The organism is Leclercia sp. GHBNCSD, assembly GCF_055805075.1.
The window spans coordinates 2835905-2859900 of the sequence record NZ_JBQVYO010000001.1; the positions used below are offsets into that span (position 1 = coordinate 2835905).

The window sequence follows — 23996 nt, forward strand, 5'->3', positions numbered from 1 at the left end:
AACAATGTTTCACTGTGTGTGACTGGTGGCGCACTTCTGAAGGAAAAGCGTGCTGATTCATCAATATGATTAATTTTGTTCAGTTTTTTCTCATGACCTCATCCATTTTTTATTTTTTTATAACCTTTTGTTTAATATGAAAAATAACTGACTTGATTTAAAAAAATAATCTAAGAAAAGCTTGTCAACTCCCTGACAATCGTGATCGGAACTACAGTTTTGAGATTATCATGCAGAAAAAGTGAAACATCGTTTTGAATGTAATTGAAAACCTATTTCACAGCAGATAATATGTGCTCATCATGAAAACGGAACACCGTTTTGTTAATTATCCAGGCCGTCGCGGCCGATAAATTCTGGAGGTTAATGTGGAAGTCAGACAAAGCATCCACAGCGCGCATGCAAAAACGCTGGATACCCAGGGTCTGCGTGATGAGTTTTTAGTCGAGAAAGTGTTTGTCGCAGATGAATACACCATGGTGTACAGCCACATTGACCGCATCATCGTTGGCGGCATTATGCCAGTTGCCAAAACGGTTTCTGTGGGTGGGGAAGTGGGCAAGCAGCTTGGCGTCAGCTTCTTCCTGGAGCGTCGCGAGTTGGGCGTGATCAACATTGGCGGCCCGGGCACCATTACCGTTGACGGTCAGTGCTATGAGATCGGCCATCGCGATGCGTTGTACGTCGGGAAAGGTGCACAGGAAGTGATATTTGCCAGCGTCGATAGCAACAAACCGGCGAAGTTCTACTACAACTGCGCCCCGGCACATACTACCTACCCAACCAAAAAAGTGACCCCGGCAGACGTTGCTCCGGTCACCCTGGGTGACAACCTCACCAGCAACCGCCGCACCATCAACAAATACTTCGTTCCAGATGTGCTGGAAACCTGCCAGCTCAGCATGGGGCTGACCGAGCTTGAGCCAGGCAACCTGTGGAACACCATGCCGTGCCATACCCACGAGCGCCGCATGGAAGTGTACTTCTACTTCAATATGGAAGAAGACGCCTGTGTATTCCATATGATGGGTCAGCCGCAGGAGACACGCCATATCGTGATGCATAACGAGCAGGCGGTCATCTCTCCAAGCTGGTCTATTCACTCCGGCGTAGGCACGCGTGCCTATACCTTCATCTGGGGCATGGTAGGTGAAAACCAGGTCTTCGATGATATGGACCACGTTGCCGTTAAGGATCTGCGCTAGTCGCGGACAGTTAAGCATAAACTTGCCTGTTCGTTCAGGCGCTGAAAGACTAAGGATAAAAAATGATTCTGGATGCATTTTCTTTGCAAGGTAAAGTTGCGGTTGTGACCGGTTGTGACACTGGCCTCGGTCAGGGCATGGCGTTGGGGCTGGCAGAAGCGGGCTGCGACATCGTGGGGATCAACATCGTTGAGCCGCAGGAGACCATCAAGCGTGTAACCGCGCTGGGCCGTCGTTTCCTGAGCCTGACCGCTGACCTGCGTAAGATCGACGCTATCCCTGAGCTGCTTGACCGTGCGGTTGCGGAATTCGGTAAAATCGACATTCTGGTGAACAACGCCGGTCTGATCCGTCGTGAAGATGCGATCAACTTCAGCGAGCAGGACTGGGATGACGTCATGAACCTGAACATCAAGAGCGTATTCTTCATGTCTCAGGCAGCGGCGAAGCACTTCATCGCGCAGGGCAACGGCGGCAAAATCATTAACATCGCCTCCATGCTCTCCTTCCAGGGCGGCATCCGTGTGCCTTCTTATACCGCTTCCAAGAGCGGCGTTATGGGCGTAACCCGTCTGCTGGCGAACGAATGGGCGCAGCACAACATAAACGTAAACGCCATTGCGCCGGGCTACATGGCCACCAACAACACCCAGCAGCTACGTGCTGACGAAGAGCGTAGCGCAGCTATCCTCGAGCGTATCCCAGCGGGTCGTTGGGGTCTGCCAAGCGATCTGATGGGGCCGGTGGTGTTCCTGGCCTCCAGCGCATCTGACTATATCAATGGCTACACCGTAGCGGTTGATGGCGGCTGGCTGGCGCGTTAATTCCTGCTCAGGTCAAAAAACCTCTGCCTCAGGGCGGAGGTTTTTTTTGACCTGGATAAGTCATTGTCCATATAGCAAAAATAGAAAAATCCATAAGCATTTTACGAAAATTGCATGGATCACACATTTAATTTCTATAAATCATTCAGTTAACAAAAATTGAGTAATTTTCAAGCTTGTTTTAAAGTGTAATGTCCATCACAGATCGCACATTGCCAGCTGAAAAATCCATATTTTCACGTTATACGACCTGACACTTCTTCAGGGTTTCTCGTAATTTCGATTAACGTCTTACGCTGTTCAGGCAGGAAAATATGACATCTATAAACGACTCTACCTTTATGCCCCGCGCCCTTCGCGATACCCGAAGGATGAACCTGTTTGTTTCTGTGTCCGCGGCGGTAGCCGGTTTACTGTTTGGGCTGGATATCGGCGTCATTGCCGGTGCGTTACCCTTTATCACCGATCACTTTACGCTCAGCAATCGCCTGCAGGAGTGGGTAGTGAGCAGTATGATGCTGGGCGCAGCCGTAGGGGCGCTATTCAACGGCTGGCTCTCGTTCCGCCTGGGCCGAAAATATAGCCTGATGGTGGGAGCCATTCTGTTTGTGGTCGGCTCATTGGGTTCCGCGTTTGCCACAGGCGTTGAAGCGTTACTGCTTTCTCGCGTGCTGCTGGGTGTGGCCGTAGGGATCGCCTCCTATACCGCCCCTCTTTATCTGTCAGAGATGGCGAGTGAGGATGTGCGCGGCAAAATGATCAGCATGTACCAGCTGATGGTCACCCTCGGGATCGTACTGGCCTTTCTTTCTGACACCTATTTCAGCTACAGCGGCAACTGGCGCGCCATGCTGGGTGTACTGGCATTACCGGCAATAGTGCTGATTGTGCTGGTGATTTTTTTGCCCAACAGCCCACGGTGGCTGGCACAAAAAGGGCGGCACGTCGAGGCGGAAGAAGTGCTGCGGATGCTGCGCGATACCTCGGAGAAAGCGCGTGAAGAGCTGAACGAGATCCGCGAAAGCCTCAAGCTTAAACAGGGGGGCTGGTCGTTGTTCAGAGTCAACCGCAACGTACGCCGTGCGGTATTTCTCGGCATGCTGCTGCAGGCGATGCAGCAGTTTACCGGTATGAACATCATCATGTATTACGCGCCACGTATTTTTAAAATGGCCGGATTCACCACCACCGAGCAGCAGATGATCGCCACGCTGGTGGTGGGGCTGACCTTTATGTTTGCCACCTTTATTGCAGTATTTACCGTCGATAAAGCGGGCCGTAAGCCTGCCCTTAAAATTGGTTTCAGCGTGATGGCGCTGGGGACGCTGATTCTGGGCTATTGTCTGATGCAGTTTGATAACGGTACGGCGTCCAGCGGCTTATCCTGGTTGTCCGTGGGTATGACGATGATGTGCATCGCCGGTTACGCGATGAGTGCCGCGCCGGTGGTGTGGATCCTCTGCTCAGAAATTCAGCCCCTGAAATGCCGCGACTTTGGGATCACCTGTTCCACCACCACTAACTGGGTGTCGAACATGATCATTGGCGCCACCTTCCTGACCCTGCTGGATGCGATCGGCGCGGCGGGAACCTTCTGGCTTTATACGGTGCTGAATGTGGCATTTATTGGCATCACCTTCTGGCTGGTTCCGGAAACGAAAGGCGTCACCCTGGAGCACATCGAGCGCAAGCTGATGACAGGGGAGAAGTTACGGAATATTGGGGTATAGCAGATTGCCCGGCGGCGCTTCGCTTGCCGGGCATGGGGTTTTGTAGGCCGGGTAAGGCGTAGCCGCCACCCGGCTTTTTGTTGCAGCAAGCCTGATACGGCAACGCCCGGAGGCGCTTCGCTTGCCGGGCCTACGGGGTCAAATGCTGTGATTCGTAGGCCGGGTAAGGCGCAGCCGCCACCCGGCTTTTTTGTTGCAGTGAGCCTGATGCGGCAATGCCCGGCGGCGCTTCGCTTGCCGGGCCTACGGGGTCAAATGCTGTGATTCGTAGGCCGGGTAAGGCGCAGCCGCCACCCGGCTTTTTTGTTGCAGCAAGCCTGATGCGGCAACGCCCGGCGGCGCTTCGCTTGCCGGGCCTACGGGGTCAAATGCCGTGATTTGTAGGCCGGGTAAGGCGTAGCCGCCACCCGGCTTTTTTACACCCGGGCGAGGTACAGCGCTGGCATCCCTTCTTCGTCGGAGGTATAGAGCACCCACTGATTATCCGGTGAAAACGACGGATGCGGATGGGTCACCTGGCGGTCGCCGTCGAGCACTTTCCAGCTGGTGTTGTGCTGGCAGATGGCGGTTTGCGTGCCTTTGGCAATATCGAACACCCAGATAAAGGGATCGTTCAGGCTGATATTGCCGGTGTTGTGTGGCGCGCCGTCGCCGACGATCAGCGACCCGTCGTGGTTACTCATCAGATGGGAGCAGGGCGGGATCGCCATCAGCTGGCGATTTTCCAGGGTGGCGGGATCGGCGCTGAACAGATAGCGCTGAGGATCGTTCTCCTTGTGCGCCACGTAATAGAGCGCGGAGCCGTCAGGCACCCAGAACTCGTGGGTAAAACTCTCCCCCTCAGCATGCTGGCGCACCTTGCGCAGATTGCTGCCATCCTCGTTAATCAGCCACATGCGGGCGTCGATCGCATCCCGTGGCCCTTCGTGACAAAACGCCACGGTATTATCGTCAAAAGGACGGTAGATCGGGTGTCCGAGCCAGCGCTTTTCCTGCAAAATCACGCGGCGTTCGCCGGTTTGCAGGTCGATATTGATCAGGCGGCATTCCGGGTGGGTAAAGTAAAACGCGCGGAATTTGCTCCAGTCGGTGAGCGGCTGCCAGTCGCTTTTTTTAATCTCGATACCTACCAGCTTCGTGCAGTCCGAGTTCGCCACCCAGGTACCGTAGGCCACCCAGTCGTCATCGACCTCATAGACCACATACTCCTCCAGACTCCCGAGGTCGACGCGCCGCAGTTCGCGGCTGTTTTTCACATACCACAGCGAGCGATCGTCCGTGGAGAGGAAGCCGCCAAAGGTGTTATCTCCGGCGCCCTCGGTAAGCTGGATCGCCTGCTGCTGCGCAATGTCCAGCAGATAGTAGTTCCAGTGGCCCTCAAAGGCGCCGCCAAAGATGAGCTTGCTGCCATCACGGGTAAAACATTTTTGATAGAAGTAGTTACGGTGACAGATGATGTGCGGGGGCGTCAGGCGGATCACCTCGTGTCCGGTTTCACTGTCCTGACGAGGTCGAAAACGCAGGGGAATGATTTTTCCTTTCATAGTATGTTCCTTCAGATAAAAAAATACCCCACCGCATAACGGTAGGGTATTGATAACGTATGGGAATTAGCGCATTGCGCGTTTCAGGATACGTTCAGCCTGACGCTGGAAGTCAGCGGCTGTCTCTTCAACGGTTTTCTGGCCATAGTCGATGTACTGCAGCGAGGTACCGAACTGTGCCACGATCTGCGGGTCATCAAAGTATGGCGACACAGAGAGTTTCGCTGGCAGAGACTGCGCCAGACGCAGACCCGCAACCGCCGGATCGTCCTCTTTGATAGCGCCGTTTTCGGTCAGGTATTTCACCGCCACTTTGCTCAGCGGTACGCCACGCTCCAGGCCCAGCGTCTCAACACCTTCTTTGCTGTTCAGCAGGAAGTTGATCACTTTCGCGGCCGCTTCCGGGTTCTTGGTCGATTTACCGATAGAGAGCATCTGTGCTGGCTTGAAGAACAGACCCGCATCGGTTGCACCCGGCAGCATTGGGTAGCTGCCCAGCTCCAGCTTCGCTGGTGGCTTCAGGTTGTCGGAATATTTTTTGATGGTAGAGTTCCACATATAGGTGCCGCCCCATTCACCCTCGATCCACGGCTTCATCTCATACATGTTGCTCTTACCGAACGACGCATAGTACTTGGTGTCCGGCATGACATGGCTGTCGATCAGCTTTTTATAGGTCTGGAAGAACTCAACCCACTGCTCTTTGGTGTAGGAGAATTTTTTCGCCTTCTCGTCCACCGCCGGGATGTTGTACTTCTGGATCATGTAGGAGTTCAGCAGCGCCAGGGTATCCTGGTGCTCGAGAATAACCGGGTAGTACTGTTTACCCAGTTTGCTCTCGAAGGCTTTACCCGCCGCCATCAGCTCATCCCAGGTTTTCGGGTATTCGACGCCCGCTTTTTTCCAGGTTTCATCGTTGAAGTAGAAGACGCGCGCGGTCACGGAGATCGGAATACCGTTCAGCTTGCCGTTGACCGTGGTCGACTGCAGCTCTTTTGGATCGAACTGGGACAGATCGATCACATCTTTCATTTTGTTCAGGTCGTAGAAGCCGTCGCCGGTTTTGGAGAAGATCGGCAGCCAGTTCCAGTTAGTCTGCATCACGTCCGGCTCGGTGCCGCCCGCAATCTGCGTGGTCAGACGCGAGAGGTGACCATCCCAGCCGGTGTATTCCGACTTCACGTTAATATCCGGGTGCTGTTTGTGGAACTCTTCCAGGGCTTTCAGCGTGACCTGGTGACGGCCATTGCCGCCCCACCAGGACATACGCAGATCGGTGCTGTCCGCAGCAAAAGTGGGTAGGGCACTCATTCCAAAGGTAGCGGAGATAACGGCGCTTAAAAGCACTTTTTTCATTTTTATAACTCCATTAAAGAGAGATGTTCTGTTCAGTTTTTGCGTCAAAAATATGACACTTATTCATATCAAACTTAAAGTAAACCTTACGGTGAAGGCCCTTGTTGATCATGGGTTTAGCTTCATCGGAAGGAATTCGGGCTGTCAGTTCGTACTCGCCAACTTTCAGGTAAACAAAGAATTCATGGCCCATATTTTCGGCGCGGACCATCTCACCGGTGCAGCAACCTTCAGCGAACGGCTCATCGGAGATAGAGACAAAATCAGGGCGAATGCCGTAGAAAATCTCCTTATCCGCGTGACCGGCCACTTTCTCTTTCAGCTCTGGGCTTAACGGCATGGTCTGGTTGCCGATGGTCAGGGAGAGTTGACCCTCCTGTTGCACCAGCTTGCTGGCGCGGATGTTCATCTCCGGTGAGCCGATAAAGCCCGCGACGAACATGTTTTTCGGTTTGTGATACAGGTTGTCCGGGGTATCTACCTGCATGATGTGGCCGAGCTTCATCACGCAGATGCGGTCGCCCATGGTCATCGCTTCGGTCTGGTCGTGCGTCACGTAGACGGTGGTCGCCGGTTTGCCGGAGGCCTTCAGCTGCTTGTGCAGATCCGAAATACGGATACGCATCGAGGCACGCAGTTTGGCGTCGAGGTTGGAGAGCGGTTCGTCGAACAGGAACACGTCTGGCTTTTTCACAATCGCGCGGCCGACGGCCACACGCTGCGCCTGACCGCCCGAAAGCTGACGCGGCAGGCGGTCGAGCAGCTCTTCCAGCTCAAGGATTTTTGCCGCTTCGTTCACCTGGGCCTCAATCTGCGCTTTAGGCAGCTTGCTCAGCTTCAGGCCGAAGGCGAGGTTTTCCCGCACGGTCATGTGTGGGTAGAGCGCATAGTTCTGGAACACCATCGCAATCCCGCGCTCTTTTGGCGCGAGGTTGTTAACGATTTTATCGCCGATACGCACTTCACCGCCGCTGATGGTCTCCAGACCGGCCAGCATACGCAGGGTAGTGGACTTCGCGCAGCCGGAAGGGCCGACGATGACCATGAACTCACCTTCAGCGATTGAAAGGTCGATAGCATGTACCGCTTTGAAGCCGTTGGAGTAGACCTTTTCCAGTTTGTTGAAAATAACTTCAGCCATGATATTTCCCTCTTAACCTTTAATTCCGCTGCTGGTTACGCCCTGTACGAAGTAGCGCTGTGCCAGGAAGAAGACAATGATGGATGGCAGGATGGAGATGCTCGCCATTGCCAGAATTTCGTTCCACGGCGCCCCTTCGGTGACGTCGATGGACATTTTCAGAGCCAGTGCAATCGGGTATTTATCCACGCTGTAGACATAAATCAGCGGCCCGATAAAGTCGTTCATTGACCACATGAACTGGAACAGCGCCACGGAGATGATGGCTGGCTTCAGGATCGGTACCACCACGTACCAGAGCACCTGAATGGAGTTACAGCCGTCAATCTGTGCCGCCTCTTCCATGTCACGCGGTACGCCGCGCAGGAACTGGATCAGCATGAAGACGAAGAACCCTTGCGTGGCGAAGGCCAGCGGCAGGTAGAGCGGCATATAGCTGTTCAGCATGCCCATTTCACGGAACATCAGGTACTGCGGGATCAACAGTACGGTGCTTGGCAGCAACATGGTGGTAATCAGCGTCGCGAACCAGAACTTCTTCCACGGGATCTCGAAGCGGGCAAAGCCGTACGCCACGATGGTGGAGGAGATAATGGTCAGGATCACTTTCGGGATTACATACTTAAAGGTGTTCAGCATGTAATGGCCGAAGTTGTACTCGGTACCGGTTTTCCAGCCGTTTACAAAGCCGTCCCAGGTGGCGTGTGCGGGCCACAGACTGAGGGTGGTGAAGATCTCGTGGTTCGGTTTGAACGACGCCGAGAACATCCACACCAGCGGATAGAGCATCAGCAGGCCAACAAACAGCAGGATCACATAGCGAATGGTGGCGCTAATTTTTTCACGACGCTGAGTACGCGCCACTTCACGCTCTGCGATGCTTCTCGCCGTGGAGAGTTGTTGAATATCAGCCATTTTTGCCTCCTTTATCGGCGGAGTAGAAGACCCAGTATTTCGAAGACTTAAAGGCGATAGCGGCAAAGACAGCGACCACCAGGAACAGGATCCAGGCCAGCGCAGCGCCGTAACCCATGTCAAAGTACTTAAATGCGGTATCGTAGATGTAGAGTGAGAACAGGTAGGTGGAGTAGGTTGGTCCACCGCCGGTAATAACATACGGACCGGTAAATTCCTGGAACGCCTGGGTGGTCTGCATGATGAAGTTGAAGAAGATAACCGGCGTGATCAGCGGCACGGTCACTTTCATGAACATCTGCCATTTGGAAGCACCGTCAATCATCGCCGCTTCGTACTGCGACTGCGGCACGTTCTGCAGGGCAGCCAGGAAGATCACCATGGCAGAGCCGAACTGCCAGACGCGCAGCAGGGTCACGGACATCAGCGCCAGTGAGGGTTCGCCCAGCCAGTTCACCGGGTCAAAACCAAATACGCCAATGAAGCTGTTCAGCAGGCCATCAATCGCGAACAGCGCACGCCACAGAACGGCAATCGCAACGGAGCTGCCGAGAATAGACGGAATATAATAAGCGGTACGGAAGAAGCCGATGCCGCGCAGTTTAAAGTTCAGAACAAACGCAATACCCAGCGCAAAGGCCAGCTTTAACGGGATAGTCAAAAATACGTAGGCAAAGGTCACGCCCATGGATTTCCAGAAGAGGGTATCTTCCGTAAACATGTAGCGATAGTTTTCTACGCCGTTAAATACGGGCGGGCTCATCAAATCGTACTCAGTAAAACTGAGGAAGAAAGATGAGACAAAGGGGAAGGCAGTGAAGAGTATCAACCCAATTATGTAGGGTGATATCCAGGCTAGCCCCAGCATCTTGTTTTCATTCATACATACCTACCTGGTAATTAATGGTTTAAAACGGAATCTGCCCGGCTCTGCCCGCTTAACAGCAAGCGAACAGCGGAATGCGTCTGGTGCGAAATTTCACGGCGGTATCTCCTTTTACCTGTTTGTGAGTGCTGGTAATGCCGGGCCTGTCCTGCCCGCTAAGCAATTTTTTAAAACTTATGAACCACCGTTTTCAATTTGTAAAACGTCGTTTTAATTTATTTTATTGTGATTTAAATCCACGTCATTCGATAAATAGTGGAAATGTGATCAAGGTCGAAACAGCGTTTCAATAAGGTGAGATGGGTGGCATTTTTATCGGTAGGCGCGAAAAAATGAGGGTAAAGGATCGGCTAAACGGAAGACTTTACTCAGCTATTCTGGGAATTATTGATGGCAGATACAAACTACTAATATTTGTAGCAAAAATGTAACGCAGGCCTGAAGGTAGCGAGGATATAATTAACTTGTTGAATGATTTTTCGCGAAAATAAAGCGAATTGCACTTAAGCAAAAAAAGGGCGATGCCCGCGCATCGCCTTATTACTTTATTTGAGGAAGTCTTCACGAACCGGCGTGAAGGTATCCAGCAGCGTACCCGGTTTCAGGCAAACGCAGCCGTGCATAATATGCGGCTGTTTATAAAGGGTATCCCCGGCGGTCACCACATGCTTTTCTTCGCCGATGGTAAATTCGAACTCACCGGATAAAACATAGGTCAGCTGCTCGTGGGGATGGTTATGCATTGGGCCAACGGCGCCTTGCTCAAAATTGACCTCTACCGCCATCATTTTGCCGTCGTGCGCCAGAATACGGCGCGTCACGCCATTACCCAGATCTTCAAGCTGTGTCTCTTTGTGGAAAATAAACATGCTCATGTCCTGTTATATAGTGAAACATCGTTTCATTTAATTTATCCCAGAGCCAGCTAAAAGGAAATGTTGAACCAGAGAACTGGAAACTCGATCACAAGTTTGCTTCACTGGTTGAAACCGGAAAGGAGAGCAAGATGAAAACCATTGGCCTGTTAGGAGGAATGAGCTGGGAGTCTACCATTCCCTATTATCGTCTGATCAACGAAGGGGTAAAACAGCGCCTGGGGGGATTACACTCGGCCAGCCTGCTGCTGCACAGCGTTGATTTTCATGAAATCGAAGCCTGCCAGTCCAGCGGCGACTGGGAAAAGGCGGGAGAGATCCTGGCAGAGGCAGCACTGGGCTTGCAGGGTGCCGGGGCGCAGGCCATTTTGCTCTGCACCAACACCATGCACAAAGTCGCTGAGCAGATTGAAACCCGCTGTTCCCTGCCGTTTCTGCATATCGCCGATGCTACCGGGCGGGCGATTACCGCGGCGGGCATGAACCGCGTGGCGCTGCTGGGTACGCGCTATACCATGGAGCAGGATTTTTACCGCGGGCGGCTGACGGCGCAGTACGGCATCGAGAGCCTGATCCCGGACGAGGCGGACCGGGCCCGGATCAATCAGATCATCTTTGAAGAGCTGTGTCTCGGCACCTTTAGCGAGACGTCACGCCAGTACTATCTCAGCGTGATCCGCAAGCTCGCCGATCGCGGGGCGCAGGGGGTGATCTTTGGCTGCACCGAGATTGGCCTGCTGATCCCGGCGGATAATAGCCCGATCCCGGTGTTTGATACCGCCGCGATCCACGCCGCCGATGCGGTGGAATTTATGCTCTCGTAACGGGCGAGGCTAAAAGCTCTTCCAGCGGGCCGGTGATCGCCCCCAGCCCCTGCTGCAGATGCGCGCTGAAGGCGTCCACCAGCGCCGAAGCCGGGCGGTGCAGCGGGCGGATCAGGCTCACCGTAAACGGCACCGAGAGACTGAAGCGGCGAATAACAATCCCGCTGTCGGCATAATCCAGCGCCGTCAGCGGATTGACCACCGAAATCCCCACCCCCGCGCGCACCATTGCACAGATGGAGGCCGCGCTGTGCGTCTCCACCACCATGCGTCGCTTCACCTGATGTTCGGCAAAAAGCTGGTCCAACAGCTGCCGGTAACTGTCGGTGCGCGACAGGCTGATGTAGTTCTCGCCCTGGAAATCACCCGGCGTCAGCACCGCTTTTGCACCAAGGGGATGGCTGGCGGGCAGGACGCATACCTCATCTAATGACAGCAGCTCGTGACGCGCGGTGCCCGCTGGGGTGGCGAGGGTTTCAGTCAGACCAAGATCGTGGCGCTGGGCCGAGAGCCACTCCTCCAGCAGGGGCGACTCCTGGGGCACGATGGTCAGGTTCACGTCCGGGTAGCGGGCAAGAAACGGCTGTAGCAGGGCGGGTAAAAACGACTGGGAGAAGACCGGCAGGCAGACGACGGAGAGCTCGCCCTGGCGAAACTCGCGCAGGCTGTCGGCGGCGCTGACGATGCGGTCCAGCCCGTACCAGGATCGCTGCACCTCTTCGAAGAGCCGCAGCCCCTGCACCGTAGGGTGTAGCCGCCCGCGGGTGCGCTCGAACAGCGTCAGGCCGATCACCTTCTCAAAGCGCGCCAGCTCGCGGCTCACCGTCGGCTGCGAGGTGTGCAGCAGACGCGCGGCTTCGGTCAGGTTCCCGGCGGTCATCACCGCGTGGAAAATCTCAATATGGCGTAAATTCACAGCGGGCATGGCAGCAACCTGGTTGAATATAATCCATATCATTTTTGCATAGAGTGGCGATAAAACGATATTTTTTATTCTCTTCGCGCTGTGGCGTAATCATAAAAAACGTATTCCCGGAGAGCACCATGCCACGCCCGCTGAACAACACCGATACCGATCTCAATGCCGACAATTTGCTGCGCCTGCCCGCCGAGTTTGGCTGCCCTGTCTGGGTCTACGACGCGCAGATCATTCGCGACAAAATTGCCGCCCTGCATCAGTTCGACGTGGTGCGCTTTGCCCAGAAAGCCTGCTCCAACATCCATATTCTGCGCCTGATGCGCGAGCAGGGCGTCAAGGTCGACTCCGTGTCGCTGGGTGAAATCGAGCGTGCGCTGGCGGCGGGCTACGATCCGAAGATCGACAGCGATGCGATTGTCTTTACCGCTGATCTGATCGACAGCGCCACGCTTGCCCGGGTGCATGAGCTGCAGATCCCGGTCAATGCCGGTTCCGTGGACATGCTGGAGCAGCTCGGTCAGGTGTCGCCGGGCCACCGCGTCTGGCTGCGGGTTAACCCGGGCTTTGGTCACGGCCACAGCCAGAAGACCAACACCGGCGGCGAAAACAGCAAACATGGCATCTGGTACAGCGATCTCCCTGCGGCACTGACCGTACTGCAACGCTATAACCTGAAGCTGGTGGGCATTCATATGCATATCGGCTCCGGCGTGGACTACGGCCATCTCGAGCAGGTGTGCGGCGCCATGGTGCGCCAGGTGATTGAGTTTGGTCAGAATCTGGAGGCGATCTCTGCGGGCGGCGGGCTGTCGATCCCCTATCGCGAAGGGGAAGAGGCGATCGATACCGATCACTACTACGGCCTCTGGAATGGCGCGCGGGATAAAATCGCCGCGCATCTGGGCCACGCGGTAAAACTTGAGATCGAGCCGGGGCGTTTCCTTGTCGCCGAGTCGGGCGTTCTGGTGTCGCAGGTACGCAGCGTGAAGGCGATGGGTAGCCGTCATTTCGTACTGATTGACGCAGGCTTCAACGATCTGATGCGCCCGGCCATGTACGGCAGCTATCATCACATTTCGGCGCTGGCTGCCGATGGCCGCGACTTATCTCAGGCCAATCTCGTGGAGACGGTGGTGGCCGGGCCGCTGTGCGAATCCGGAGATGTGTTTACCCAGCTGGAGGGCGGAAAAGTGGAAACCCGCGCGCTGCCGCCGGTCGTGCCGGGGGATTATCTGGTGCTGCACGATACCGGTGCATATGGCGCGTCTATGTCATCTAACTACAACAGCCGCCCGCTACTGCCGGAAGTGCTGTTCGATAAGGGCGCGGCGCGCCTGATCCGCCGCCGCCAGACCATTCAGGAACTGCTCGCCCTCGAACTGTTCTGATCGCACCAGGGTCCCGTCGCCACCGAATCGCGTAACACCAGCGTGCCGGTGAAGGGCGGGATCGCTTCGATCGGCTCGTTTTTGACCAGCCGGATGGCCTGATCGATAGCGGTAGTGATCATGTTGTCGATGGGCAGGTAGACGGTAGAAAGCCCCGGCTCCAGCCACTTCGCACACGGTGCGTCATCGAAGCCGAACAACGACACATCCTCTGGAATGCGCAGCCCGGCCTGGTGCAGCGCCTTCGACGAGCCCAGCGCCATATCGTCGTTACAGGCAAACAGGGCGCTGAACACCACCTTCTCATTCAGCAGCTCCTGACACAGCTCGTATCCGCGCGTCATCCCCGAATCGCCATACTTCACCCGGCTCTCATCCCAGGGAATACGGTGCTTCTCCAGCGCCTTGCGATAGCCCGTCAGCCGCGCCTTGCCGGTAGGGGTGTGGATCGGCACGGTTATGCAGGCGATCTCCCGGTGCCCCTGGCTTATCAGGTACTCCACCGCGTTGAAGGCCGCCTCCTGCTGCTCGAAGAAAACGCAGCGCTCCCGCGCCTGGCTGACGTCACGGTTGATCACAATAAGCGGCATCTGCACGCTGTTGATGAGCTTCATGATCGCTTTTTCGCTCATGTAGCGGGTGTAGAGCACGATGGCATCGCACTGGCGATCGGCCAGCATCTGCACCGCTTCCTCTTCCCGCTCCGGGGTGTCGTGACCGTCGGTGACAATCAGCTGCTTCCCGTGCGTTTCGGTCTGTCTTGAGGCCTGTTGCAGCAGACGACCAAAGTAAAAACCGTCAAAGGTTGAGACCACCAGACCAATGCTGTTGCTGGTCCGGTTCGCCAGCGATCGCGCCAGGAAATTGGGGCGATAGCCCAGCTCTTCCATCGCGTTAAAAACCTGCTGACGGGTGCTCTCTTTTACCTGACCTGTGCCGTTCAGTACGCGCGACACGGTGGCTTTCGACACGCCCGCACGCAGTGAGACATCCAGCATTGTTGCCATTCGTTATTCCTGCTTCCACGTTATGCACGGAAGTTTATCACAGACGTTCAGGGGCATAAGCCGGGCGGGAGGGTGAAACCCCCACCACGATCACGCTTTCTGGCAACAGATGAGGGAGTAACGACAAGTGGCATACCAAAGTGGTGATAATTCATACTCCGGGATACCTCTGGCGGCGTTGGGAGCTTAATCACAGAACAAATCTTCACCAGAAGCTATTTTTGGTATGCCAATAGAAGCCGGCTGAACACCTAAATCCCAATAAAGGCCCTTTTACTGAGGTATTACCCCATGGCATTACAGGAAAAACTGATCAACTCTCTGGGCAGTTTCGCCACGAAGTTCAACAGTTATCGCTATATCATGGCGATAAAGTCCGCCTTCATCACCCTGATGCCGGTCATCATTGTTGGCGCATTTTCGGTGCTGATATCCAACATGGTGCTGGATCCGAAAAACGGCTTAGCCAGCTTTCAGTCGCTTTCGTTTCTCGCCACGCTGAAACCGATCACCAGCGCCCTGAACTACGCCACGCTCAACTTCCTCAATATCGGGGCCGTGTTCCTGATCGGCATTGAGCTGGGGCGCATCAACGGTATTAAGTCGTTGTTCCCGGGGCTGCTGGCGGTGATCTGCTTTATCTGCGTCACTCCGACTACCGTTGAGATGATGGTCGATGGCGAAATGCACATGGTAAAAGATGTGCTCCTGCGCCAGTTCTCGGATACCCGTAGCCTCTTCCTCGGCATGTTTATCGCCATCCTGTCGGTGGAGATCTACTGCTGGCTGGAGGGGCGTCCGGGATTGAAAATCAGGATGCCGGACACCGTGCCGCCAAACGTCTCGGCCTCGTTCTCGGCCCTGATCCCGGCGATCATCACCACCACCACCATCGCCACCTTCGGCTTTGTCTTCCATCAGCTCACCGGCATGTACCTCTACGATGCGGTATACCAGGTGGTGCAACAGCCGCTTGAGCGGGTGGTGCAAAGCCTGCCGGGGATCCTGCTGTTGATGTTCGTGGCCCAGCTCTTCTGGGTGATAGGGATCCACGGCAATCAGATGATCAAGCCGATCCGCGAGCCGCTGCTGCTGGGGGCGATCACCGTCAACATGAGCGCCTTTGAGCAGGGCAAAGAGATCCCGAACATCATCACCATGCCGTTCTGGGATGTCTATATGAGTATCGGCGGCTCGGGTCTGACCATCGGCCTGCTCATCGCGGTGATGATCGGCACCAAACGCAAAGAGATGAAGGAGATCGCCAAGCTCTCCATCGGCCCGGGGATCTTTAACATTAACGAGCCGGTGATCTTCGGTATGCCAATCATGCTCAACCCGATTCTGGCGATCCCGTTCATCATCACCCCGCTGGTGACCGGCACTATCGGCTACTTTGCCACCGTCACTGGTTTTGCCGGCAAAGCGGTGGTGATGGTGCCCTGGACCACGCCGCCGCTGATCAACGCCTGGCTCTCTACCGCCGGGTCGATGGGCGCGGTCGTAACCCAACTGGTCTGTATTATCACCGCCGTGCTGATCTATCTGCCGTTTGTGAAGATCGCCTCCCGCCGGGCAGAGCAGGCCGCGCAACAGGCCGCGAACCAGGAGGCGACGAATAACGCATGAGCATTAAACAGATGACTATCCCCGAGGGGTTTATCCTTGGGGCCGCGGCCTCCGCCTGGCAAACCGAGGGCTGGAGCGGCAAAAAAGCCGGGCAGGATTCCTGGATCGATCTCTGGTACAAAAACGATCGTCAGGTGTGGCACAACGGCTACGGCCCAGCGGTGGCGACCGACTTTATTAACCGCTTCCGGGAAGATGTGGCGCTGATGAAGCAGGCCGGGCTGACCCACTACCGCACCTCCATCAACTGGTCGCGTTTTCTTACCGACTACGAAAACGCCACGGTGGACGAGGAGTACGCTGCGTATTACGACGCCCTGTTTGCCGAGATGCATCGTCAGGGCATTGAGCCGATGATCTGCCTTGAACACTACGAGCTGCCGGGTACGCTGCTGGAAACCTACGGCGGTTGGGCGTCGAAGCATGTGGTCGAGCTGTTCACCCGCTATGCTGAACAGGTCTTTGCCCGCTATCACCATGTGGTGAAGCGCTGGTTTACCTTCAACGAGCCGATAGTGGTGCAGACCCGGGTATACCTCGACGCCCTGCGCTGGCCCTATGAGCAGAACACCCATACCTGGATGCAGTGGAACCACCACAAAGTGCTGGCGACGGCGAAAGTGGTGAAGCTGTTCCGCGAAAAAGGCTACAGCGGCAGCGTAGGCTGTATCCTCAACCCGGAAGTGACTTATCCCCGCTCCCGGGCCGCCCACGACATCAAGGCCGCGGAGATCTACGATCTGTTTTACAACCGGGTATTCCTCGATCCGCTGGTGCATGGGCGTTATCCCCAGGAACTCTTCACCCTGCTGGAAAAACACCAGGTGCGGTGGGAGTACAACGACGACGAACTGGCTCTTATTGCGGAGAACACCGTCGATGAGCTGGGGATCAATCTCTATTACCCGCACCGGGTGAAGGCGCCGTCCCGGGCCTGGCACCCCGAGACGCCGTTCCATCCGGCATACTACTACGAGCCGTTTGACCTGCCGGGGCGAAGGATGAACCCCTCCCGCGGCTGGGAGATCGCCCCGCGCATCATCTACGACATGGCGATGCGCATCAAAAACGACTACCGCAATATCGACTGGTTCGTGGCCGAAAGCGGGATGGGGGTGGAAAACGAAGGCCAGTACCGTAACCGCGATGGCATCATCGAGGACAGCTACCGCATCAACTTCATCAGCGAGCACCTTTATTACACGCTGCTGGCGCGGGAGGAGGGAGCCAACTGCCACGGCTACATGCTGTGGGCCTTCACCGATAACGTCTCGCCGATGAACGCCTTTAAGAACCGCTACGGCCTGATTGAGATCGATCTGGCGGACAACCGCGCCCGACGCCCAAAAAAATCGGCCAGCTGGTTCCGGCAACTGCGCGATAAGCGCGTGCTGACCCTGACCATTGATGATGAATGGAAGTAGGCGAAGAGTGCGACGCTTCTGGTAACATAGGGCACAAACTGGCCGGGAAGCTGCCCGGCCCGCGCATTAACTCTCAGTACAGGTGATAACGTGGATAAGGCTGTCGTCCCGGCGGAAAAGAAGCAGTACCAGGAGATTGGCGAGGATTTACGCGCCCAGATCGTCCAGGGGCACTATCCCGTGGGCTCACGTCTGCCGCCGGAGCGCAACATTGCGGAAACCTACGGCGTCAGCCGTACCATCGTGCGGGAGGCGCTGCTGATGCTGGAGCTACAGGGCACCGTGGATATTCGTCAGGGTTCCGGCGTCTACGTGATGCGCATTCCTGAAGAGCATGAGAACGAGGAAGAGCGCTTCTTTCACAGCGACGTCGGCCCGTTCGAGATTTTGCAGGCGCGCCAGCTGCTTGAGAGTAACATTGCCGCCTTTGCTGCGAAGATGGCGACCCGGGCGGACATCGATAACCTGCGCCGCATCATCGAGCAAGAGCAGCGGGCGATCGCCGCCAACGATAACAGCCAGGACAACAACAAGATGTTCCATCTGGTGCTGGCGGGGGCAACGCAGAATCAGATGCTGCTGGGCACCGTCGAAAGCATCTGGCATCACATGGACAGTAGCCCGCTCTGGCAACAGTTCAACGCCCATATCGCCAGTCGGGCGTATCGCCTGAAGTGGCTGGGCGACAGACAAACCATCCTCGCCGCCCTGCGCCGTCGCGACGTCATGGGCGCCTGGCAGGCCATGTTTCAGCATCTGGAAAATGTCAAAAAGAGCCTGCTGGAACTCTCCGACGAGGATGCCCCGGACTTTGACGGCTATCTGTTTGATTCGGTTTCCCTTTTTCAGGGGAAACTGATGTGATTATTCAACCGCTGTACGCGGCTCCGCAACATGCGGAGCAGGTGATTGACTGGCTGTGGCAGGCCTTTGGCGACGGTGTGCCTCGGACGTTTTTTACAAGCGTCGTGACCCACAGCCAGACCCCCGGCGCGCTGCCGCTCACCTTTATTGCTACCGAAGGGAAACGCCTGCTCGGCACGGTGGGGTTATGGCGCTGCGACCTGATTACCCGTCAGGATCTCCATCCCTGGCTGGCGGCGCTGTATGTGGACGACGCGGCGCGCGGACAGGGACTGGCGGGGAAATTACAGCAGCATGTTCAGCGCTACGCCGCAGAGAGCGGCTTTAGCGAACTGCATCTCTGGTCTGCCTGCCGCGATTTTTATGAGCGCTACGGCTGGCACTATATCGGCGACGGACTGGAATACCCGGACAAAACCGTCCACCTCTACCGCTACTCGCTGGCGGACTCTGCCGGCGGCACAACGGAGTGACGGCGCACCAGCGTCGGGCTAAACAGGTGGGTGATCTCCGGCGGCTGGCGTTTATCCGCCAGTGACAGCGCCAACTCCGCCGCCTGCGTCGCCATGGTGACGATAGGGTAGCGCACCGTGGTCAGGCGCGGTCGCACATAGCGGGAGATCAGAATGTCATCGAAGCCAATCAGCGAAATATCTCCCGGCACGTCAATGCCGTTATCGTTCAGCACCCCCATCGCCCCGGCGGCCATCGAGTCGTTGTAACAGGCGATCGCCGTAAAGTTACGCCCGCGTCCCAGCAGCTCGGTCATCGCCTGCTCGCCGCCGCGCTCATCAGGTTCACCATAAGTGACCAGGCGATCGTTGCAGGGCAGGTCGTTCTCGCGTAGCGCATCGTAATAACCCTGCAGCCGATCTTCGGCGTCGGAGATGGGGTGGTTGGAGCAAAGATAGCCGATACGGGTATGCCCCTGCTGGATCAGGTGGCGGGTGGCAAGCCAGGCGCCGTAGCGATCGTCCAGCGCCACGCAGCGCTGCTCATAGCCGGGAATAATGCGGTTCACAATCACCATGCCGGGGATCTGCTTCATCAGATGCACCAGCTCCTCATCCGGCAGCTTTTTGGCATGCACCACCAGCGCCGCGCAGCGATGGCGGATCAGCTGCTCAATCGCCTGACGCTCTTTCTGCTCGTTGTGGTAGCCATTGCCGATCAGCAGAAAGTTGCCGGTCTGGTAGGCGACCTGCTCGACAGCTTTGACCATCGCGCCGAAAAAGGGATCGGAGACATCGCCCACCACCAGCCCGACGGTATCGGTGGACTGCTGAGCCAGCGCGCGGGCGTTGGCGTTGGGGTGATAGTTCAGGGATTCCATGGCAGTCAGCACGGCCTGGCGGGAGGTTTCACTGGCTTTTGGGGAGTTGTTGATCACACGTGAAACCGTGGCGACGGAAACACCCGCCAGTCGGGCCACATCCTTTATTGTCGCCATTCTCTACCTTCTTGTTAGGGTAAGCGTTTACACACTCAATAGTGTTGCGGAAAAGTGAGGTGTATTCAAGCGCAGGGCGGTGAGGCAATTCACAAAGGTGAGAAACGCTGGCGGAAACGGTGTAATCGTTACACAGCGAAGCGTGACAGAAGAGGGTGAATTTGAATCTTTGGTTACACTTTGCCTCAGGCTGTTGCGATTGTCTGCTGGCAGGGGTTTGGGCCGCGTTGCTACATTTGAGATCCCAGAGGTATTGATAGGTGAAGTTGACCCCGGGTTAACTGACACGCTTTACACCAGCCTGCGTTCTTACGCAGGTTTTTTTTGCTTGTTGTTCAACATGTAACAGCTATCGATAAAATTCACACCTGGTTGCACTTCGGCTCATTCCCTTGCTTTTTTGCGCTGGTGAAGTGGATTGCCCGGCGCCACAATCAAGATCCCAGAGGTATTGATTGGTGAGAATTCTTAGTACGTACTGCGTACTCATCTCTTGCACCAACCTGCGCAGATGCGCAGGTTTTTTTTTGTCTCTATCCGGTTGTCGCTCCCACCGCACTTCTCGTGTAATCTGCCACAATTTACCGTAACCCGGCTAATTGAAAGGCAAAGGGAGTTGAAATGTTATTTGGGTTTTTCCGCACGCTGTTTCGTATCCTCTTTCGCGTCCGTCTGACTGGCGACACCCAGGCTCTGCACGCAGAACGCGTTATTATTACCCCCAATCATGTCTCTTTTATTGACGGCATTCTGCTGGCGCTGTTTTTACCTGTGCGCCCGGTCTTTGCGGTCTACACCTCCATCAGCCAGCAGTGGTATATGCGCTGGCTGTCGAGCGTGATTGAGTTCGTTCCGCTCGATCCCACCAAACCGATGATGATCAAACATCTGGTGCGACTGATCGGGCAGGGACGCCCGGTGGTGATCTTTCCGGAAGGGCGCATCTCCATCACCGGCTCGCTGATGAAAATTTATGACGGCGCGGGCTTTGTGGCAGCGAAATCGGGCGCGACGGTGGTGCCGGTGCGCATTGAAGGCGCAGAACTCACCTTTTTCAGCCGCCTGAAAGGGCTGGTGAAGCAGCGCCTGTTCCCGCGTATTACCCTGCATCTGCTGCCGCCAACCACCTTGCCGATGCCCGATGCATCCCGCGCCCGCGACCGACGTAAGATCGCCGGGGAGATGCTGCATCAGATCATGATGGAAGCCCGGATGGCGGTGCGTCCGCGTGAAACGCTGTATGAGTCGCTGCTGACGGCGATGTACCGTTATGGCGCGAAGAAAAACTGTATCGATGACATTAATTTTGCGCCTGATACTTATCGCAAGCTGCTGACCAAGACGCTGTTTGTCGGCCGAATTCTTGAGAAATACAGCCAGCAAGGGGAGAAGATTGGCCTGATGCTGCCGAACGCCGGGATCAGCGCGGCGGTGATCTTTGGCGCCGTCTCCCGTGGCCGTGTCCCGGCCATGCTCAACTACACCGCAGGGGTGAAAGGGCTCAGCAGCGCTTTCACCGCCGCGCAGATCAACACCGTCTTCACCTCACGCACGTTTCTTGATAAAGGCAAACTCTGGCATCTGCCGGAGCAGCTTACTCAGGTACGCTGGGTCTTTCTGGAAGATCTTAAGGCGGAAGTCACCCTCGGCGATAAGCTGTGGATCTTTGCTCACCTGCTGATGCCGCACCTGGCGCAGGTAAAACAGCAGCCGGAAGATGCCGCCGTGATCCTCTTTACCTCCGGCTCGGAGGGGAACCCGAAAGGGGTGGTTCATAGCCATAAAAGCCTGCTGGCTAACGTCGAGCAGATAAAGACCATCGCCGACTTTACCGCCCGGGATCGCTTTATGTCGGCGCTGCCGCTGTTTCACTCCTTTGGCCTGACGGTGGGACTGTTTACGCCGCTGCTGACCGGTGCCGAAGTGTTCCTCTACCCGAGCCCGCTGCACTATCGCATCGTACCGGAACTGACCTATGACCGTAACTGTACGGTGATCTTCGGCACCTCGACCTTCCTCGGCAACTACGCCCGCTTTGCCAATCCGTATGATTTCCATCGCGTGCGCTACGTGGTAGCCGGAGCGGAAAAATTGCAGGAGAGCACCCGCCAGCTGTGGCAGGATAAATTTGGCCTGCGCATTCTGGAGGGCTACGGCGTCACAGAGTGCGCGCCGGTGGTCTCTATTAACGTGCCGATGGCGGCCAAACCGGGAACGGTAGGACGCATTCTGCCGGGAATGGATGCCCGTCTGCTTGCTGTGCCGGGCATTGAAGAGGGCGGACGTCTGCAGCTGAAAGGGCCGAACATCATGAACGGCTATCTGCGGGTCGAAAATCCGGGCGTGCTGGAAGCGCCAACGGCTGAAAACGCCAACGGCGAGGTGGAGACCGGCTGGTACGACACCGGCGATATCGTGCGCTTCGATGACCAGGGCTACGTGCAGATCCAGGGGCGGGCGAAGCGCTTCGCCAAAATCGCCGGTGAAATGGTCTCGCTGGAGATGGTGGAGCAGCTGGCGCTGGGGGTATCCCCTGACAAAATGCACGCCACCGCGGTGAAGGCCGACGCCAGTAAAGGTGAAGCCCTGGTGCTCTTTACTACCGACAGCGAGCTGAAACGCGAGCGACTTCTGCAACAGGCGCGCGAACATGGCATCCCTGAGCTGGCCGTGCCGCGTGATATTCGTTATCTCAAGCAACTTCCGGTGCTGGGCAGTGGTAAGCCGGATTTTGTCACCCTGAAAGGCATGGTTGAACAGGCGGAGCCGCATGATGAGTGAGTCAGTACCCACTAACACATCCATCTGGTCGAAAGGGATGATGGCGGTTATCGCCGCCCAGTTTCTCTCTGCCTTTGGTGATAACGCACTGCTGTTTGCCACTCTGGCGCTGCTCAAATCCCAGTTTTACCCGGACTGGAGCCAGCCGATCCTGCAGATGGTGTTTGTGGGCGCTTACATCATTTTTGCCCCTTTTGTCGGCCAGGTGGCGGACAGCTTCGCCAAAGGGCGGGTGATGATGTTTGCCAACAGCCTGAAACTGCTGGGAGCGGCGAGTATCTGCTTTGGCGTCAATCCGTTTGTAGGCTATACGCTGGTGGGCGTCGGGGCGGCAGCCTACTCCCCGGCTAAATATGGCATTCTCGGTGAACTCACCACTGGCGATAAGCTGGTGAAAGCCAACGGGCTGATGGAGGCCTCCACCATTGCGGCGATCCTGCTGGGCTCGGTAGCCGGTGGCGTACTGGCCGACTGGCACGTGCTGGCGGCGCTGGGGGTTTGTGCCGTGGTGTATGGCGGGGCGGTGATTGCCAACCTGTTTATCCCGAAACTGCCGGCGGCGCGTCCGGGGCAGTCCTGGCGCTTTACGCCGATGACCGCCAGCTTCTTTAACGCCTGTCGCGTGCTGTGGCGTAACGGCGAAACCCGTTTCTCGCTAATGGGCACCAGCATGTTCTGGGGTGCAGGGGTGACGCTGCGCTTCCTGCTGGTGCTCTGGGTGCCGACGGCGCTGGGCATCACCGATAACGCCACGCCGACCTATCTCAACGCCATGGTAGCGGTGGGGATCGTGCTGGGCGCGGGGGCCGCGGCGAAGCTGGTTACGCTGCAAACCGTTGCCCGCTGCATGCCTGCCGGGGTCCTGATCGGTCTGGTGGTGTTGATCTTCGCCCTGCAACATGCGCTGTTGCCTTCCTATGCGCTGCTCTTCCTGATGGGGATCTGCGGTGGCTTCTTTGTGGTGCCGCTGAACGCGCTGCTCCAGGAGCGCGGGAAGCATACCGTCGGCGCGGGAAATGCCATCGCGGTGCAGAATCTCGGCGAAAACGCCGCCATGCTGCTGATGCTCGGCCTTTACTCGCTGGCGGTGAAGGTGGGCGTACCTGTGGTGGGCATTGGCGTCGGGTTTGGCGGGCTGTTTGCGGTGGCGATAGCGGCGCTGTGGGTGTGGCAGCGTCGGCGGTGATGTGGTGGCGGCTACGAAATCCGCCTTTGTCCTTGTAGGCCCGGCAAG

General features: G+C 56.4%; 20 protein-coding genes. 11 read left to right on the top strand and 9 right to left on the bottom strand.

Annotated elements, in window-relative coordinates; all coding sequences use genetic code 11:
* The first annotated feature begins 368 nt into the window (after window positions 1-368).
* From kduI to araE, 3 genes are all read left to right on the top strand, one after another.
* Window positions 369-1205 carry a 5-dehydro-4-deoxy-D-glucuronate isomerase gene (kduI, locus tag ACT3IC_RS13740; RefSeq protein WP_159339824.1) on the top strand — a complete coding sequence of 279 codons (837 nt, stop codon included), beginning with the start codon at window positions 369-371 and terminating at the stop codon, window positions 1203-1205.
* A 62-nt stretch (window positions 1206-1267) separates the two neighbouring features.
* A complete protein-coding gene (gene kduD / locus ACT3IC_RS13745; protein ID WP_473477832.1) occupies window positions 1268-2029 on the top strand; it encodes a 2-dehydro-3-deoxy-D-gluconate 5-dehydrogenase KduD in 762 nt (253 codons plus the stop codon).
* Window positions 2030-2325: 296 nt separating this feature from the next.
* A complete protein-coding gene (araE, locus tag ACT3IC_RS13750) occupies window positions 2326-3759 on the top strand; it encodes an arabinose-proton symporter AraE (protein WP_473478915.1) in 1434 nt (477 codons plus the stop codon).
* Window positions 3760-4175: 416 nt separating this feature from the next.
* Here araE and ACT3IC_RS13755 read toward each other — a convergent pair whose 3' ends face one another.
* The 6 genes from ACT3IC_RS13755 to ACT3IC_RS13780 all read right to left on the bottom strand — a co-directional run bounded on the left by ACT3IC_RS13755 (window position 4176) and on the right by ACT3IC_RS13780 (window position 10470).
* Entirely contained in the window at window positions 4176-5303 is a 1128-nt protein-coding gene (locus ACT3IC_RS13755; RefSeq protein ID WP_325941602.1) for an oligogalacturonate lyase family protein, read from the bottom strand.
* Between the two features lie 66 nt (window positions 5304-5369).
* A complete protein-coding gene (locus ACT3IC_RS13760; RefSeq protein WP_103176851.1) occupies window positions 5370-6659 on the bottom strand; it encodes an ABC transporter substrate-binding protein in 1290 nt (429 codons plus the stop codon).
* 13 nt (window positions 6660-6672) lie between these two features.
* Window positions 6673-7800 (bottom strand): ABC transporter ATP-binding protein, encoded by a 1128-nt coding sequence (locus tag ACT3IC_RS13765; RefSeq protein WP_159339822.1) that lies wholly within the window; start codon window positions 7798-7800, stop codon window positions 6673-6675.
* A gap of 12 nt (window positions 7801-7812) precedes the next feature.
* Complete coding sequence (locus tag ACT3IC_RS13770; protein ID WP_103176849.1) at window positions 7813-8715, bottom strand: carbohydrate ABC transporter permease; 903 nt, start codon at window positions 8713-8715, stop codon at window positions 7813-7815.
* The gene (locus ACT3IC_RS13775) at window positions 8708-9598 is read right to left on the bottom strand and encodes a carbohydrate ABC transporter permease (protein ID WP_103176848.1); all 891 of its coding nucleotides are present in this window, start codon (window positions 9596-9598) and stop codon (window positions 8708-8710) included. Before ACT3IC_RS13775 ends, ACT3IC_RS13770 begins: the two co-directional genes overlap by 8 nt.
* Window positions 9599-10146: 548 nt before the next feature.
* A complete protein-coding gene (locus ACT3IC_RS13780) occupies window positions 10147-10470 on the bottom strand; it encodes a cupin domain-containing protein (RefSeq protein ID WP_039029883.1) in 324 nt (107 codons plus the stop codon).
* A 137-nt stretch (window positions 10471-10607) separates the two neighbouring features.
* Between ACT3IC_RS13780 and ACT3IC_RS13785 the strand changes: the two genes are divergently transcribed.
* Entirely contained in the window at window positions 10608-11300 is a 693-nt protein-coding gene (locus ACT3IC_RS13785; protein ID WP_325941599.1) for an aspartate/glutamate racemase, read from the top strand.
* Here ACT3IC_RS13785 and ACT3IC_RS13790 read toward each other — a convergent pair.
* Window positions 11287-12225, bottom strand: coding sequence for a LysR family transcriptional regulator (locus ACT3IC_RS13790; RefSeq protein ID WP_180209069.1), 939 nt, complete (start codon window positions 12223-12225; stop codon window positions 11287-11289). The genes ACT3IC_RS13785 and ACT3IC_RS13790 overlap by 14 nt on opposite strands.
* A gap of 119 nt (window positions 12226-12344) precedes the next feature.
* Here ACT3IC_RS13790 and lysA point away from each other — a divergent pair, with 119 nt between their 5' ends.
* Window positions 12345-13607: a diaminopimelate decarboxylase gene (gene lysA / locus ACT3IC_RS13795; protein ID WP_159339867.1), complete on the top strand. Its 1263-nt coding sequence runs from the start codon at window positions 12345-12347 to the stop codon at window positions 13605-13607.
* Here the strand turns inward: lysA and ACT3IC_RS13800 are convergent.
* Entirely contained in the window at window positions 13577-14614 is a 1038-nt protein-coding gene (locus ACT3IC_RS13800) for a LacI family DNA-binding transcriptional regulator (protein WP_103176844.1), read from the bottom strand. The two genes, lysA and ACT3IC_RS13800, sit on opposite strands and share 31 nt — an antisense overlap.
* Before the next feature lie 291 nt (window positions 14615-14905).
* Between ACT3IC_RS13800 and ACT3IC_RS13805 the strand changes: the two genes are divergently transcribed.
* The 4 genes from ACT3IC_RS13805 to ACT3IC_RS13820 all read left to right on the top strand — a co-directional run bounded on the left by ACT3IC_RS13805 (window position 14906) and on the right by ACT3IC_RS13820 (window position 19004).
* Window positions 14906-16243: a PTS sugar transporter subunit IIC gene (locus ACT3IC_RS13805; RefSeq protein WP_103180976.1), complete on the top strand. Its 1338-nt coding sequence runs from the start codon at window positions 14906-14908 to the stop codon at window positions 16241-16243.
* A complete protein-coding gene (locus tag ACT3IC_RS13810; protein ID WP_263950294.1) occupies window positions 16240-17667 on the top strand; it encodes a glycoside hydrolase family 1 protein in 1428 nt (475 codons plus the stop codon). Before ACT3IC_RS13805 ends, ACT3IC_RS13810 begins: the two co-directional genes overlap by 4 nt.
* Window positions 17668-17757: 90 nt before the next feature.
* On the top strand, window positions 17758-18531 hold the full coding sequence (locus ACT3IC_RS13815; RefSeq protein ID WP_473477841.1) for a GntR family transcriptional regulator: 774 nt from the start codon (window positions 17758-17760) through the stop codon (window positions 18529-18531).
* Complete coding sequence (locus ACT3IC_RS13820) at window positions 18528-19004, top strand: GNAT family N-acetyltransferase (RefSeq protein WP_103180973.1); 477 nt, start codon at window positions 18528-18530, stop codon at window positions 19002-19004. The genes ACT3IC_RS13815 and ACT3IC_RS13820 overlap by 4 nt, the downstream gene beginning before the upstream one ends.
* Here ACT3IC_RS13820 and galR read toward each other — a convergent pair.
* The gene (gene galR, locus ACT3IC_RS13825) at window positions 18965-19981 is read right to left on the bottom strand and encodes an HTH-type transcriptional regulator GalR (protein WP_103180972.1); all 1017 of its coding nucleotides are present in this window, start codon (window positions 19979-19981) and stop codon (window positions 18965-18967) included. The two genes, ACT3IC_RS13820 and galR, sit on opposite strands and share 40 nt — an antisense overlap.
* Before the next feature lie 621 nt (window positions 19982-20602).
* Between galR and aas the strand changes: the two genes are divergently transcribed.
* Both aas and lplT read left to right on the top strand, forming a co-directional pair.
* The gene (gene aas / locus ACT3IC_RS13830; RefSeq protein WP_156655184.1) at window positions 20603-22762 is read left to right on the top strand and encodes a bifunctional acyl-ACP--phospholipid O-acyltransferase/long-chain-fatty-acid--ACP ligase; all 2160 of its coding nucleotides are present in this window, start codon (window positions 20603-20605) and stop codon (window positions 22760-22762) included.
* A complete protein-coding gene (gene lplT, locus ACT3IC_RS13835) occupies window positions 22755-23948 on the top strand; it encodes a lysophospholipid transporter LplT (RefSeq protein WP_114388371.1) in 1194 nt (397 codons plus the stop codon). Before aas ends, lplT begins: the two co-directional genes overlap by 8 nt.
* Window positions 23949-23996: the final 48 nt, after the last annotated feature.